13 protein-coding genes are annotated in these 15576 nt (G+C 41.2%); 7 read left to right on the top strand and 6 right to left on the bottom strand.

The genetic code is table 11. The features are described from left to right. Window positions 1-5 precede the first annotated feature (5 nt). The 3 genes from carB to dapB form a co-directional block, all read right to left on the bottom strand. Window positions 6-3224, bottom strand: coding sequence for a carbamoyl-phosphate synthase large subunit (gene carB / locus L1267_RS05705; RefSeq protein ID WP_135924256.1), 3219 nt, complete (start codon window positions 3222-3224; stop codon window positions 6-8). A gap of 16 nt (window positions 3225-3240) precedes the next feature. Then, complete coding sequence (gene carA / locus L1267_RS05700) at window positions 3241-4377, bottom strand: glutamine-hydrolyzing carbamoyl-phosphate synthase small subunit (RefSeq protein ID WP_130151430.1); 1137 nt, start codon at window positions 4375-4377, stop codon at window positions 3241-3243. A gap of 207 nt (window positions 4378-4584) precedes the next feature. Next, entirely contained in the window at window positions 4585-5382 is a 798-nt protein-coding gene (gene dapB / locus L1267_RS05695) for a 4-hydroxy-tetrahydrodipicolinate reductase (protein WP_135924254.1), read from the bottom strand. Between the two features lie 290 nt (window positions 5383-5672). Here dapB and L1267_RS05690 point away from each other — a divergent pair, with 290 nt between their 5' ends. The 3 genes from L1267_RS05690 to L1267_RS05680 all read left to right on the top strand — a co-directional run bounded on the left by L1267_RS05690 (window position 5673) and on the right by L1267_RS05680 (window position 8637). Beyond that, the gene (locus L1267_RS05690; protein WP_235382328.1) at window positions 5673-6986 is read left to right on the top strand and encodes a Na+/H+ antiporter NhaC family protein; all 1314 of its coding nucleotides are present in this window, start codon (window positions 5673-5675) and stop codon (window positions 6984-6986) included. A 354-nt stretch (window positions 6987-7340) separates the two neighbouring features. Then, on the top strand, window positions 7341-8123 hold the full coding sequence (locus tag L1267_RS05685; protein ID WP_235382327.1) for an outer membrane protein OmpK: 783 nt from the start codon (window positions 7341-7343) through the stop codon (window positions 8121-8123). 148 nt (window positions 8124-8271) lie between these two features. Continuing rightward, window positions 8272-8637: a hypothetical protein gene (locus tag L1267_RS05680; protein WP_138557657.1), complete on the top strand. Its 366-nt coding sequence runs from the start codon at window positions 8272-8274 to the stop codon at window positions 8635-8637. Here L1267_RS05680 and L1267_RS05675 read toward each other — a convergent pair whose 3' ends face one another. Then, window positions 8638-9435, bottom strand: a complete 798-nt coding sequence (locus L1267_RS05675) for a M48 family metallopeptidase (RefSeq protein ID WP_135924251.1) — start codon at window positions 9433-9435, stop codon at window positions 8638-8640. Window positions 9436-9627: 192 nt separating this feature from the next. Between L1267_RS05675 and L1267_RS05670 the strand changes: the two genes are divergently transcribed. Then, window positions 9628-10818 (top strand): Bcr/CflA family efflux MFS transporter, encoded by a 1191-nt coding sequence (locus L1267_RS05670; RefSeq protein WP_235382326.1) that lies wholly within the window; start codon window positions 9628-9630, stop codon window positions 10816-10818. 68 nt (window positions 10819-10886) lie between these two features. Here L1267_RS05670 and grpE read toward each other — a convergent pair whose 3' ends face one another. Beyond that, window positions 10887-11495 (bottom strand): nucleotide exchange factor GrpE, encoded by a 609-nt coding sequence (gene grpE / locus L1267_RS05665; RefSeq protein ID WP_135924249.1) that lies wholly within the window; start codon window positions 11493-11495, stop codon window positions 10887-10889. Window positions 11496-11553: 58 nt separating this feature from the next. Next, on the bottom strand, window positions 11554-12498 hold the full coding sequence (locus tag L1267_RS05660; RefSeq protein WP_235382325.1) for an HrcA family transcriptional regulator: 945 nt from the start codon (window positions 12496-12498) through the stop codon (window positions 11554-11556). A gap of 120 nt (window positions 12499-12618) precedes the next feature. On the opposite strand from L1267_RS05660, the gene nadK reads away from it, so the two are divergent. From nadK to recN, 3 genes are all read left to right on the top strand, one after another. Beyond that, the gene (nadK, locus tag L1267_RS05655; protein ID WP_135924247.1) at window positions 12619-13503 is read left to right on the top strand and encodes an NAD(+) kinase; all 885 of its coding nucleotides are present in this window, start codon (window positions 12619-12621) and stop codon (window positions 13501-13503) included. A 95-nt stretch (window positions 13504-13598) separates the two neighbouring features. After that, window positions 13599-14162: a hypothetical protein gene (locus tag L1267_RS05650; protein WP_135924246.1), complete on the top strand. Its 564-nt coding sequence runs from the start codon at window positions 13599-13601 to the stop codon at window positions 14160-14162. 67 nt (window positions 14163-14229) lie between these two features. Then, window positions 14230-15576 (top strand): DNA repair protein RecN (gene recN, locus L1267_RS05645; RefSeq protein WP_235382324.1); only part of this gene is annotated, 1347 nt, incomplete at its 3' end.

Below are 15576 nucleotides of genomic sequence, written 5' to 3'. Positions count from 1 at the left end.
TTTCCTTAGTTCATTCGCTGGTGTAATTCCTGAACTGACGTCACACTGCTACGGTCGTCTGCTTGATTAGCAGTACAGTTAGCAAATGCCGCGTTCAGTGTCGTTGTGTAGTTTGTCTTGTGCTGTAATGCACCACGACGTAACACCTTCGAATCTTCAATCGCTTGGCGACCTTCAGTAGTGTTTACAATATAGCTGTATTCACCATTTTTAATTCTATCAAGAATATGAGGGCGGCCTTCGAATACCTTGTTCACGCGACGAACTGCAATACCTGCTTCTTCAAGGGCTTTAGCAGTACCACCTGTTGCATCTAACTCAAAACCAAGGTCAGTCATGGTTTTAGCTAGTTCAACAATACGTGGCTTGTCACTGTTGCGTACCGATAGTAACGCGCGACCACCGCGTGGTAAAGTGTTGCTTGCACCTAATTGTGCTTTAGCGAATGCTTCGGCGAAAGTTTCACCAACACCCATTACCTCACCCGTTGAGCGCATTTCTGGGCCACGGATTGGATCAACACCTTGGAACTTAGCAAATGGCAATACCACTTCTTTAACACTGTAGTAAGGAGGAATTACTTCTTTAGTAATACCTTGGCTCGCCAGCGACTGACCCGCCATACAACGTGCCGCTACTTTAGCAAGCGCGATACCTGTCGCTTTAGAAACAAACGGTACTGTACGTGCAGCACGTGGGTTTACTTCGATTAAGTAAACTTTACCGTCTTTCACAGCAAACTGTGTATTCATTAGACCTACTACGCCAAGCTCAAGTGCCATATCAGTCACTTGCTTACGCATCACGTCTTGAACTTCAGCTGTTAATGAGTGCGCTGGTAATGAACATGCTGAGTCACCAGAGTGAACACCTGCTTGCTCAATGTGCTCCATGATACCACCGATGATTACTTGCTCACCGTCACAGATTGCATCAACGTCAACTTCGATTGCGTTATCTAAGAAATGGTCAAGTAGTACTGGCGCTTCATTTGACGCTGATACTGCTTCAGTCATGTAACGACGTAAATCGTCTTCATCATATACCACTTCCATCGCGCGGCCACCTAGTACGTATGAAGGACGTACAACAAGTGGGAAACCGATTTCAGCTGATTTTGCAATCGCTTCTTCCATTGAAGTTACTGTTGCATTCTCTGGCTGAAGAAGGTTTAAACGCTCAACTAATTGTTGGAAACGCTCACGGTCTTCTGCACGGTCGATAGCATCTGGTGAAGTACCAATAACTGGCACACCGTTCGCTTCAAGTGCACGAGCAAGTTTAAGCGGCGTTTGACCACCGTACTGAACGATAACACCTTTAGGCTTTTCAACACGTACGATTTCTAATACGTCTTCTAGCGTGATTGGCTCGAAGAATAAGCGATCAGATGTATCATAGTCAGTTGAAACAGTTTCAGGGTTACAGTTAACCATGATTGTTTCGTAGCCGTCTTCACGTAAAGCTAATGCTGCGTGAACACAGCAGTAATCGAATTCAATACCTTGACCGATACGGTTAGGGCCACCACCGATTACCATGATTTTATCTTTGTCAGATGGGTTCGCTTCACACTCTTCATCGTATGTTGAGTACATGTAAGCTGTGTCTGAGCTAAATTCGGCAGCACAGGTATCAACGCGCTTGTAAACAGGCACGATATCTAACTGGTGACGCTTTTTACGAATTTCTGCTTCAGAGACACCAGCAATTTCTGCGATACGCGCATCAGCGAAACCTTTACGCTTAAGCTTACGTAAGAACTCAGCATTTAAACCAGCCATACCAACTTCGCTGATTGTTGCTTCGTCTTTTAAGATGTCTTCGATTTGCACTAGGTACCAAGGGTCAATCTTAGTTAGTTCGAAAACTTCTTCTACGCTCATACCGTGACGCATTGCATCTGCTACATACCAAATACGCTCTGCACCTGGCTCACGTAATTCACGGATGATTTTTTCTTTCGCTTTCGGGTCATCAAGAGCAACGATTGGGTTAAAACCCGTTGCGCCTACTTCAAGACCACGTAATGCTTTATGTAATGACTCTTGTTGGTTACGACCAATCGCCATAACTTCACCCACAGACTTCATCTGTGTTGTAAGACGGTCGTTTGAACCGGCGAATTTTTCGAAGTTAAAACGTGGGATCTTAGTCACAACGTAGTCAATTGACGGCTCGAAAGACGCTGGTGTTTTACCGCCAGTGATGTCGTTTTGTAGCTCATCAAGGGTGTAACCTACTGCTAGTTTTGCAGCGATTTTCGCAATTGGGAAACCGGTTGCTTTTGATGCTAGAGCAGATGAACGCGATACACGTGGGTTCATCTCAATGATAACCATACGGCCATCGACTGGATTCACACCAAACTGTACGTTTGAACCACCTGTTTCAACGCCGATTTCACGAAGTACCGCCATCGATGCATTACGCATGATTTGGTATTCTTTGTCTGTTAGCGTTTGCGCTGGTGCAACCGTAATTGAGTCACCAGTATGAACACCCATTGGGTCAAAGTTTTCGATAGAACATACGATGATACAGTTGTCGTTTTTGTCACGAACAACTTCCATTTCGTACTCTTTCCAACCGATTAATGATTCATCGATTAGAAGCTCATTTGTTGGTGATAAATCTAAACCACGCTCACAAATTTCATCAAATTCTTCTTGGTTGTATGCAACACCACCACCGGTACCCCCCATAGTGAATGATGGACGAATGATACATGGGAAACCTATGCGGCTTAGTACATCGTGTGCTTCTTCCATTGAGTGAGCGATTTCTGCACGCGGACACTCAAGACCAATGTTTTTCATTGCAGCGTCAAAACGCTCACGGTTTTCAGCTTTATCGATTGCATCAGCAGTTGCACCGATTAACTCAACGCCGTGTTTAGCCAATACACCGTGCTTATCTAAATCAAGTGCACAGTTTAATGCAGTTTGACCACCCATAGTAGGAAGTACTGCATCTGGCTTTTCTTTTTCAATGATTTTCTCTACCACTTCCCAGTGAATTGGTTCGATGTACGTCGCATCAGCCATTTCAGGGTCAGTCATGATAGTTGCAGGATTCGAGTTTACAAGAATAACTCGATAGCCTTCTTCTCGTAGTGCTTTACACGCTTGTGCACCAGAGTAGTCAAATTCACAAGCTTGACCGATTACAATCGGGCCTGCGCCTAAGATAAGAATGCTTTTTATGTCGGTACGTTTTGGCATTGTTACTCCGGTTAAATTAGTTTGAACGTGCTTGCATCAAATCGATGAAGTGGTCGAATAATGGTGCCGCGTCGTGTGGACCAGGGCTTGCTTCTGGGTGACCTTGGAAGCTAAATGCTGGTTTATCTGTGCGGTGAATACCTTGTAGCGTGCCATCGAATAGTGAAACGTGCGTTGCACGTAAATTCGCTGGTAATGTTGCTTCATCAGCTGCGAAACCGTGGTTTTGCGCTGTGATCATAACAACATTGCGGTCAAGATCTTTAACTGGGTGGTTACCACCGTGGTGACCGAACTTCATTTTTACTGTTTGTGCACCTGAGGCAAGAGCAAGTAATTGGTGACCTAAACAAATACCAAAAATTGGCGTGTCTGTTTCAAGGAAAGTTTTAATTGCTTCAATCGCGTATGTACACGGCTCAGGGTCACCAGGGCCATTTGATAAGAAGATACCGTCTGGGTTAAGTGCTAATACATCTTCTGCTGATGTTTGTGCAGGCACTACGGTTAATTTACAACCGCGGTCTACTAACATACGTAAGATATTACGTTTAACACCGAAGTCATAAGCAACAACGTGGAACTTCTCGTCTGCTGCTTCTAGCGTTTTAAAGCCTGAACCTAATGTCCAGCTTGATTCACGCCACTCAAAATTTTCCTTGGTTGAGACAACTTTTGCTAAATCCATGCCTTTTAAGCCTGGGAAGGCTTGCGCAGCTTCAAGCGCTTTTTTCTCATCTAACTCGTCGCCCGCGATGATACAACCATTTTGAGCGCCTTTATCACGTAAGATACGTGTTAATTTACGAGTGTCGATGTCTGCAATACCTAAGATATTGCGTTCTTTTAAGTAATCACTTAACGATTGCTCGTTACGGAAATTACTTGCTAGCAGTGGCAAATCACGGATCACTAGGCCTTTAGCCCAGATTTGACCCGCTTCTTCGTCTTCGCTGTTAGTACCCGTATTACCGATATGTGGGTACGTCAAAGTTACGATTTGTTCCGCGTATGAAGGGTCAGTCAAAATTTCTTGATAACCAGTCATAGACGTATTGAATACTACTTCGCCCACTGACATGCCGTCAGCGCCGATTGCAGTACCGCGAAACACTGTGCCGTCTTCTAGGACTAACAGAGCGGATTTAGTCAAGTTAACCTCCTAACAGTAAAAAACGGGAGTAAAGTCATTTGCTCTACTGCCCGTTTATAGCGATTGGAAACACGCATTTATGAATTTTTGGCAAATTGGCGCTATTCTACAGTAATTTAGCTTGTAGATCTAATCTTAATTAATAAAATAGTAAAAATAAGCGCTATTAACTAAAAACTCGCTGAAACTGCCAAAAATCAAACTAAACTACTTCAAGTCAAGCACATCTTGCATATCATAAAGTCCAGCTGGTTTATTTTTCAACCAGCCCGCAGCTCTTACAGCTCCTAATGCAAAGGTCATTCTTGAACTTGCTTTATGAGTTAATTCTAGCCTTTCGCCAGAAGTTGCGAAATATGCGGTGTGTTCACCTACTATATCCCCGCCTCTCATGACCGAATAACCTATTTCATTTTGCGATTTTGCATGTTCGTCATTGCTTCTGTCAAATCGTGCAACTTCATCGTGTTGCCAGCCTTTTGCCTCAGCAATTGCTTCTCCAATTGCCAGCGCGGTGCCCGAAGGTGCATCAATTTTGTGACGATGATGAGCTTCAAATATTTCGATGTCCATGTCATCGCCAAACTTCACAGCCGCAGTCTGCACTAAGTTAAGCAGTAAATTCACACCTACGCTATAATTGCGCGCAAAAACAATCGGAATATGCTTTGCTGCTTCATTTAAAGCATCAATGTCGTCTTGATTAAGACCCGTGGTACCAATTACCATCGCGATATTTTTTTCTACGGCTGTTTTTAAATGACTACGCATACCTGCAGGTAAGGTAAAATCAATCAGTACATCAGTATCTTTTACATCTGACTCTTTACTAAATGACACATCAGCTGTTGCGGCACTGTTTAATTGATTAACGGCAATATCTAAAAGTGGCGAGTTGTCACGAACATACGCGCCCGTTAAAGTTGCATCTTCTTTTTTTGTGACAGCTTCTAAAAGTGCCAGCCCCATACGGCCGTTTGCACCAAATACACCTATACGATTCATACTATTACCTTACCTATTCTTATTAGCTGGCTAGATTTTATCGAAAACTCATGTAATAGTCAGGTTAGCTTATAAAAAACACTGAGCTAATTTATGCTGAGTTTATGTTTTATAAAATAACAACAATAATAACAGATAGTCTTTGCATTTAGCCATCTATACATTTAAACTTCTTCCTTTGCGCCGATTTGGTCTTTGGCTTGCGGGCGCTGTTGATGTCTTTTAGACACAACTAAATACAGCTAAAAGAAGTCTTTGGCTGTGTTATTGGTTATCTAACGAGGAATATGATGCAGCCATCATTTAATAAAACAAAAGCAAAATTATCTTTGCTGCCGCTTTTGGTGTTTGTCGGCTTATTTTTAGGCGCTGGCTTATACTTACAATCTCAAGGTGTTGATTACGCTTTTTATCAATTACCTGCTCCAGTGGCAATTTTACCTGCCATCATGCTGGCGTTTATCTTAAATAAAAATACCATCAACCACAGTGTTGAAACCTTTATTAAAGGTGCTGGCCACAGCAATATCATCACGATGTGTTTGATATATCTTCTCGCTGGTGCGTTTTCTGCGGTTGCCGGTGCAACAGGTGGTGTTGATGCCGTTGTTAATGCAGGTTTATCACTTATACCGCCAGCATTATTACTACCGGGATTATTTTTAATCGCCGCTGTTGTGTCGACTGCAATGGGTACTTCAATGGGTACTATTGGTGCTATTGGTCCGATTGCTTATGCCGTCGCCCAAAAAACAGGTATTGATCCATCACTGATGGCAGGCACGATTGTATCGGGTGCCATGTTTGGTGATAACTTATCAATTATCTCTGACACAACGATTGCTGCAACCCGCACGCAAGGCTGTGAAATGAAAGATAAATTCCGCGAAAATTTAAAAATTGCACTGCCTGCTGCAGCATTAACAATCGGTTTGTTATTTTTCTTAACACCTACTGCAGAAGCTGTAGAAACTCAAGACTTCGATATTTTATTAGTATTGCCTTATGCCTTTATCTTGGTACTCGCGGTAATGGGCTTTAACGTATTTGTGGTGCTATTTAGCGGTATTATCTTTGCTGCACTCATGGGCTTTACTGGCAGCTATGAAGGGGCGAGTTTTGTTAAAGATGTTTATAAAGGCTTTACCGATATGCAGGAAATTTTCTTGCTATCGATGTTTATTGGTGGACTTTCAGAATTTATCCGTATTAATGGTGGTCTTGATTATATTGCTAACAAAATTCAAGCAATTACTAAAGTTATCGCTAAATGGCACCGTAAAGTTGCTGATCAATTAGGGATTGCAGCCCTCGTTATGACCAGCAACCTATGTATTGCTAATAATACGGTATCAATTATTGTTGCAGGCCCAATTGCTAAAAAATTAGCGGATGATGGCGAAATTACAGGTAAGCGTTCAGCAAGCTTGCTTGATATTTTTGCTTGTGTAACACAAGGCTCACTGCCTTATGGCGCACAAGCGCTATTGTTGGGTGCTACTTTTAAAATTAGCCCATGGGAAGTATCAACATCATCTTATTATTGTTTTATTCTTGCTTTTACTGCAGTAGCGGTAATTTGCTTACGTCGGAATAAAGCATAAGTTAAATAATTTTTGCCAAGATACGCCCAATTTAGGGCGTATCTGCTATAATCCTCCTGTATATACCCAAACCACCTCAAGATGCGAGTTTCAGTTGGAATTAAAAGCGATTTAGGCAAGGCATTGATTGCAAGTAATAGTGGTTCTATTGTTAAAATCAATAACGCAGTATAAATCGCTTTTAAACCAACCCTTTGGGCGCTTCACAGGCACTTACTCTCATCGTTGTTACTTCTTAAAAGGGATTGCCATTGTTGCAAAGTAACGCCTTGATATTAAGCACCTGTGAAACGCTGAATTCTGCATCTTGAGGTGGCTTGGGTATATAACCCTTTACACCATCAATATTGAGATATGAACTTGAAAAAGATCCTTTCTGTTGCTGCGCTATGTGCAGTAAGTACTTCAGGCTATGCCGCTAATTGGAGCTCTACGCAATTACACGTTAATAACGGTGAACACAAAAATCCGTTTTCATTAACTAAGTCAAATACCACGGTTGTTTCATTGCAACACGCTTCTGGTTACGACTATGGCGATAACTTCTTTTTTATTGATTACAGCAATGACGACCGTCAAGATGGCTATCAAGACAAAGACTTTTATGGCGAGTGGTATTCAACATTTAGCTTATCAAAAATCTCTGGCAATGACTTTTCATACGGCGCAATTGCCGATGTAGGCTTAACAGCAGGTTTTAATGCAGCGGGTGACGCAAAAGTACTGAAGTATTTACCAGGTGTAAAATTGAACTGGCAAGCTCCGGGCTTTAGCTTTTTATCTACCCTATTCACCGCTTACATTGATGACAGTGAAGGCGTAGCACGTGGTGGCGCACCAACTGAATCAAACAGCTGGATGATTGATGTTGCATGGGGTTACCCATTTACTATTGGCTCACAAAAGTTCAATGTAACAGGCCATGTTGAATACATCGCTGAACGTGAAAATGAATTTGGTGAAGATGTAAAAGCGTGGATTTTAGCACAGCCAATCATTACTTGGGATTTAGGTCATGCAATGAGCATGAAAGAAAATACCCTACTGCTAGGTCTTGAGTGGCAATACTGGCACAACAAGCTAGGTACAGACACTACTGAGTCAGTACCACAACTTCACGTTGAGTGGACGTTTTAACGAGTTGCTAGTTGCTAGTTGCTAGTTGCTAGTTGCTAGTTATCAAATTAAAGCCTGCAGTTATCTAAACTACAGGCTTTTTAAATTTTAGAGTAAAATTTGACATACATTCGATCGTGGTTCTACAGTTAGATTTTAGGAGAACCTCATGAATAAATCATTTATCATTAGTAGCTTACTAGCTTTAACTACTTCTTTCCTAGCCAATACAACTGAGCTTAAACCTGCAATAAAATGCGGTTTACCAAAACCTTACTCAATGCCAAAACTTGATCAAGTTACTTACGACGGAAAAGCCTGTTTTTGCCAAGAAAATGATTGTAATTGGAAAGATATAGATATTACTCTTTTAATTGAGGGTATAGCTATGGTTAGTCTGGCGCAAAAATGTGGTATTCCTGAGCAGCTATCCGCTCCTTCAATCGAGCAGACAACTTACCCAGGAAAAGTGTGTATTTATGAGAATAAAAAATATTATTGGCAAAATGTTGATATTCAACCTTTGCTCTATTGATCATAATTTACACTGCGGGGTTTTCCCTTTCGCTCTAGCCGCTTGTTGAGCTTTTAATGCATCTGACATGTGCTTTTGAAGCTCTTTAATTCGGTTACCCGGAGCTGGGTGAGTCGACATAAACTCGGGTGTACCACTACTACCTGCTGCACTCATATTTTGCCAAAGAGATACTGATTGCTCTGGGTTAAATCCTGCTTTTGCCATTAAATCTAGACCTACAATATCTGCCTCTGATTCATGTGAGCGACTAAATGGTAATACCACCCCATATTGTGCGCCTAAACCCAAAGCCTGCATGATTTCGCCTCGATATTGCACATTCCCCATATCAAGTGCCGCACCACCAACTTGTAAGCCAGTTTGTAAAAGTGCATTCTGTGAAACACGTTCATTTGAATGTTCAGCTATCACGTGTGCAACTTCATGACCTAAAACAGTAGCAAGTTGGTCTTGGTTTACCGCTACTTTTAATAAACCAGTATGAACCCCGATATAACCACCCGGTAAGGCGAATGCATTTGCAGAATCGTCTTCAAATACTACAACTTCCCAAGACTGTTTTGCATACTCATTTGGCAGTACAGAAATTACATCATCGGCAATACACTTAACATAGCTATTAACTCGTGGGTCTTTATTAACAGGCTGCGTTTTTTTCATTTCTGCAAAACTGGCTTGTCCCATTTGATTCATTTGTTGATCAGAGTAAAGCGCAATTTGCGTGCGTCCTGTTGGTGAGGTTTTACAACCAGCTAAAACAGCGGTAGCTAACACTGCCATCAATAACTTTTTCATACGAATCCTTGAAATACTTGGTGCAATAATCGCTAATATAGCAAAGCATTGCTTAATTTTATATGAAAATGAACGACCTCATTATCAGTTGTTGTTTTTTCGTTAATTCTTTTACTTAGCAGGCAAACTAAGTTCACCACAGGGGTTCACACTGCTACAATAGTGACCTAACTTTCGATTAATGAGTAACCAATGCCTTCCCCAGAGATTTTAAATAAACGCATTTTATTACCGTTACTGGCAAGTATTGTTGCAATTACCCCTCTTGCCATAGATTTATACCTACCTGCAATGCTGGTAATTGCAAACGACTTGCAAACGACGATGCCAAATGTGCAAATTTCACTGAGCATTTATCTTGCAGGTTACGCCCTTGGCATGTTGTTTTTTGGTCCAATTGCCGATGAGCTTGGTAGGCGACTACTTGCTAAAGTAGGCTTAAGTTTATTCGGTATTAGCTCATTGGCTCTGGCATTTTGCCAAAATATTGAATTGTTTTGGTCTTTAAGAGCCATTCAAGCTTTTACCGGAGCTGCTGCGACGGTTGTAGTGCCCGGGATCATTCGCCATATTTACCGCGAAAATACTGCTAAAGGTATGTCGTATGTGTCTATGATTATGATGGTGGCTCCACTGATAGCCCCTACCCTTGGCTCACTCATTATGGGCATCTCAACCTGGCAGGTTATTTTTATCGTTCTAGCAGGCTATAGCTTTACAATTTTAGCCTTAGTCCAAATACATCTGATCGATATTCCTATATTTAAAAGTAAACAGCGCGGTTTAGCATTGTTTTTCAATAGTTATAAAACGGTATTTTCACGCCGCAGCGCACTTGCCGATATTGCCAGCTCTATGTTTGCCTCATTCGCATTCTTTTGCTTTTTAACATCAGTGCCTTATGTATATCTCGATTTCTTCAAAGTAGATGAGCAATTGTTCGGTGTGCTATTTGCTTTTAACGTGTTGGCTTTAATGTTCGGTAACTTTATGAATACACGTTTAGTGCCACGTTTAGGCTCTCGTAAACTTTTATTTATTGGCCTTGGCATTGGCTTTGTTGCTGGCGGGGCATTGTTATTATTCAGTGTGATGCATTTATCGCTATATTTCATCGTTGCCACCATTGCACCATTAATGATGAGCTTAGGTATTGTAGCAAGTAATGCAGACTCATTGATTCTTATGCAATTTGAAGAAAAGTCAGGTACTGCAACAGCTGTTATTGGTACACTGAGATTCGGTAGTGGTGCTTTAGTTGGGCCTATCCTTGCTTTTGTTCATCCACAAAGTGCTATTCCATTTTCTGCGATGATGTTCAGCGCACTGATACTGATATTACTTGTACAGCTTTGGCATCGAAAACGATACCAATCGACTTAAATCTTGAACACAATTTTAATAAAAAAAATGCCTGTAATTTACAGGCATTTTTTCTATCTCTTTAAAGCTTATTCAGCTTCTTTCGATACCATAACCATTGCAGGACGTAATAAACGGCCATTTAATGTGTAACCTTTCTGCATTACTGCAAGAACAGTGTTAGGTGCTACGTCATTGCTTGGCTGAATTGACATTGCTTGATGAAATTCAGGATTAAATTGTTCACCCTGAGGATTAACAATTTCAACACCGAATTTTGATACCGCATCATTAAAACTCTTAACGGTCATTTCGATACCTTCAAGCACAGGTTTAAGCTGTTCATTTTCTTTATCAGAAAACTCAATTGCACGCTCTAGGTTATCGATAACAGGTAGTAATTCGTTGGCAAACTTTTCAAGTGCAAACTTATGTGCTTTTTCTACATCTTGAGCGGCACGACGACGCATGTTCTCAACATCTGCTGCAGCGCGAACAACACTGTCTTTTTGATCGTTTATAGTTTGCTTAGCAGCTTCTAACTCGCTGTGCAGTAGCGCGATTTCTGCTTCAGGGCTCATTTCTTCGCCTTCAACTTGCTCTGCTGCTTCAACGGCTGCATCAACATCCGCTTGCATTTGTTCAAATTCTTCGTTTAGTTCAACTTCTTGCTCTGGTGATTTTGTCTGCTCAGACATAGCTTACATGCTCCAATTCTTTACAACTGCGGTAATTATGGGGATTGAATAAAAAGATTCAAGAGGCTGATGAGCCGATTAACTCAAATTCTTGGATGATTGCTTCTATTTGTGCTGATTTTGGACAAATAACACAAAATCGACTCTGATATTCTTGGTTATTAAAGTATGGAACGCTGATAACCATTAGCTCATCACAATCAGTAAATGGTAGTTGTTCTGTATTAAGAACCGATAAACCATTTTTAAATGCCAACTTATCTTCAACGAAATTTAAAAATGATACGCCAATATTAAGACTGGTTTGGCAATCAACTTGGCGATAAAGATAATTTTCGCCCACCACAATGCTATTATCAGAGCCCAGTTTTTGACTTAACTGTCTTGTCCATTGTGTGAGTGAATCATGACAATTATGCGGTGCAGTGTTGGCCATCGCCTTCATGCGATACAATCCTTCCATCAGGGTTTGTTGACTGAACACCGTGTTTAGCCAAGTCGCAAATTGATAACGCACAGCATCACTTGAATCCTCAGGTTTAGTGATACAAATATTGTGGCTTTGCCCTGCTCTATCAAGCAACAAAATAAGCCAGTTGCTAGCATCAAAATCAAGTACTTCAACACGGAAAACCAGTTGTGAACTTACCTGTGGCAAGCCAACACAACAACAGACCTTGTAACGTTGACTCAAGCCATGAGCTAATTCAACAAGCTGGGCTTGCTGTGGTTGCCAATAAGTTGCAATTTGCGGTAACTCAAAAAACTCTGACAGCCAATATTCAAACCCTTCATTGGTGGGTACACGGCCAGCAGATGTATGAGGTGAATATAATAAGCCCTCTTTTTCGAGACGTGCCATCGCATTACGCACCGTAGCTGAGCACACAGCCATGCCTTTTTGTTTAGCAATTCGTGATGAAGCAACAGGCAACCCTTCACCATTACAATAAAGGCTCATTACTGCTGAAAATATTTGTTGGTCACGCGGATTTAATTTCATAATTAATACATCTTGCTCCTTGACCTTTGATATTTGGGCGCTGCAAGTTTATTTCAAGTTATTTTCAAAGCATTAATTTTTAATGTAATCTATTGCTATGAAAGTTTAAGTGCAATTAACATGGATTCACCGTTCAAGACCATAGGTTTGATTGGCAAACCTAATCACAGCGCCGCAGCCACGACCCTGCAACGCCTTCATACTTTTTTACTTGCCTTAGGCTTTGAAGTGCTCGTCGAGCAACGAACTGGACGCCAACTTGACAACGTACCAGCCGAAAACTTAGTTAAGTTAGTTGATTTAGGTGAACGGGCAGATTTAGCCATTGTTGTTGGCGGCGATGGAAACATGCTTGGTGCTGCTCGCGTTCTTGCGCGCTTTGATGTTGCAGTTATTGGTGTAAACAGAGGTAACTTAGGCTTTTTAACTGATTTAAACCCAGAAGGTTTTGAAGCAAGTCTTGAACACGTCCTGAGCGGACAATTTATCGAAGAAAAACGCTTTTTATTAGAAGTTGAAGTCTATCGTCATGCCGAACTTAAGAGTGCGAATTTGGCGGTTAATGAAGCTGTTCTTCATGCCGATAAAGTTGCCCATATGATTGAGTTTGAAGCCTTTATTAACAACGATTTTGTGTTCTCACAGCGCTCAGACGGCTTAATTGTCTCAACACCAACAGGCTCAACTGCTTATTCATTATCGGGTGGCGGGCCTATTCTAACACCTGAGCTGAACGCAATTTCATTAGTACCTATGTTCCCACATACTTTATCAAGTCGTCCCCTAGTGGTTGATGCCGATAACGAAGTGCGCTTAAAGCTCAGCCTCGAAAATACCGACAGTCTGCAAGTAAGCTGCGACAGTCATGTGGTTTTGGCGGTATTGCCCGGAGATGAAGTGGTTATCAAAAAGGCCGATAAACACTTGCGCTTAATTCACCCTAAAGACTATTCCTACTATGATGTTTTGAGAAAAAAACTTAATTGGGGAAGTCGGCTATTTTAAATAGCAATTTTTATCTTAAATAATTGCCAAGGCAGATTGATTAGCGCAAAATAATCATACTTAATGCTGTAATTTTTTAAGGATACTTCACCGAAATGAGCTATATCGTTTTTCTTGCTCTGTTATTACTTATCACCTTGCTAGGGTGTTACTGGATGGTTGAAAGCAACCGTCGTAAAGCGATTGAGGCTGAAAAGAAACGTTTTAACCAACGTGTAAAAGAAATTAATAATGACTTTAAAAGCAAGTTGATTGACTTTAGCGAAGGCAAACTTATTCGTCCGAAAAATGTTTCGCGTTTAAGTCAAATTACGAGTAACTTTTTTGTTGTTCAAGCTCATAATGAAGAAAACCTTGCTCACCTTGAATACATCAGTGATTTATTGATAAATACCATCATAATGGAAGCGAGCAAAGCGCAGACACCAGAAGAATTAGATCAATTAGCTGACCGCCTTCAATATTTCATGGCTGAACTTCCTTACAATGGCATCGAGTACAACAAGTCATTTTATCAGGAATCTTTGCCGTCGCTAATTGAAGTCATCAAGTATCAGCCGCCGACAATGCCCTCAGATGAACAAGCAAAAGAGCTGAACTCATCGAATCCAAAAGACATAAACCAAGAAAATCAGAACGCAGAATTAAGCAAAGTTTAAAATTTAATTTGCAAAACCCAAAAACACTGTATAAATTAACAGTTAATTAGCTGGATGGATAAACAGTATGTTAATTGGGTTAGAAATTAAAAATTTTGCCATCGTCAGTAACTTGAGTACTGAGTGGCACAATGGCATGACCGCCATTACAGGTGAAACCGGCGCAGGTAAATCAATTGCCATCGACGCGCTATCATTGTGCCTTGGTGAACGAGCTGATGCAGCTGCGGTTCGCCCAGGCTCTGAACGCGCAGAGATCTGCGCTGAGTTTGATATTAGCCAACTTCCGCTCGCCCAACAGTTTTTAGAACAGCATTTACTTTCAAATAACGACGGTGAATGTTTGCTGCGTCGAGTTATTTGTAAAAATGGCCGCAGCAAAAGCTATATTAATGGCAGCTCAGTAACCGCTGCGCAATTAAAAGAGTTAGGTCAGTATTTAATTTCAATTCATGGCCAACACGCCCATCAGCACTTGTTAAAGTCTGAGCATCAATTACATTTACTTGATGCTTATGCAGGCCACAACCAGCTATTAACTGATGTTAAAGAGCGCTACAAAGCTTACCAAGCATTACTCAAAGAATTTAATCATTTAGAGCAGCAGCAACAGCAACAAGCAGCTCAAAAGCAGTTATTAGAGTATCAGGTGGCTGAACTTGATGAATTTGCTTTACAGCCGGGTGAATTTGAGGAGATTGAAGCTGAGCATCACAAACTAAGTCATAGCCAAACTATCTTAGAGTCATGCCAGCGTGAGCTACAACACTTATACGAAAGTGACGAGCTAAGTGCTTGTTCAATGTTACAACACAGTGCGCAGCAATTTGCTGAGCTTGCTAGTTATGATGAAAGTTTATCGAGCATTGCAGCGCTACTTAGCGAGGCTGCTGTACAAGTTGAAGAAGCAAGCCGTGAAATTCGTAGTTATGTCGATGTAACTGACTTAGACCCCGCTCGCTTAGATGAAGTTGAAACACGGTTAACAGGTATTATGGACCTTGCCCGCAAGCACCATATAAAACCAGAAGAGTTAGTTGAGTTTCATCAATCTATCAGTGAAGAGTTAGCATCAATCAGTTATAACAGTGACCGTTTAGGTGCGCTTGAAAGTGAAATTGATGATGCGCTTGAGCAATACAAACAGGCAGCACAATTATTAAGTGAAAGCCGTCATAGTTACGCACAAACACTTAACCAATTAATTAGCGATAGCATGGCGAACTTATCGATGGAAAATGGCAAGTTTGCGATTGATATTCAGCAAGCTACCGATAAAGCGCCAAGCTCAATGGGCTTTGATATGGTTTCGTTTTTAGTATCAACTAACCCAGGTCAACCAATGCAAGCACTTTCTAAGGTGGCCTCGGGTGGTGAACTATCACGTATTAGTTTAGCGATTCAGGTTATTATT

This window comes from Pseudoalteromonas sp. OFAV1, assembly GCF_021532595.1.
In the GTDB taxonomy this organism is placed as follows: domain Bacteria; phylum Pseudomonadota; class Gammaproteobacteria; order Enterobacterales; family Alteromonadaceae; genus Pseudoalteromonas; species Pseudoalteromonas lipolytica_C.
Note: the sequence above shows the minus strand (reverse complement) of the source record. Positions and strands in the feature narration are given on the sequence as shown.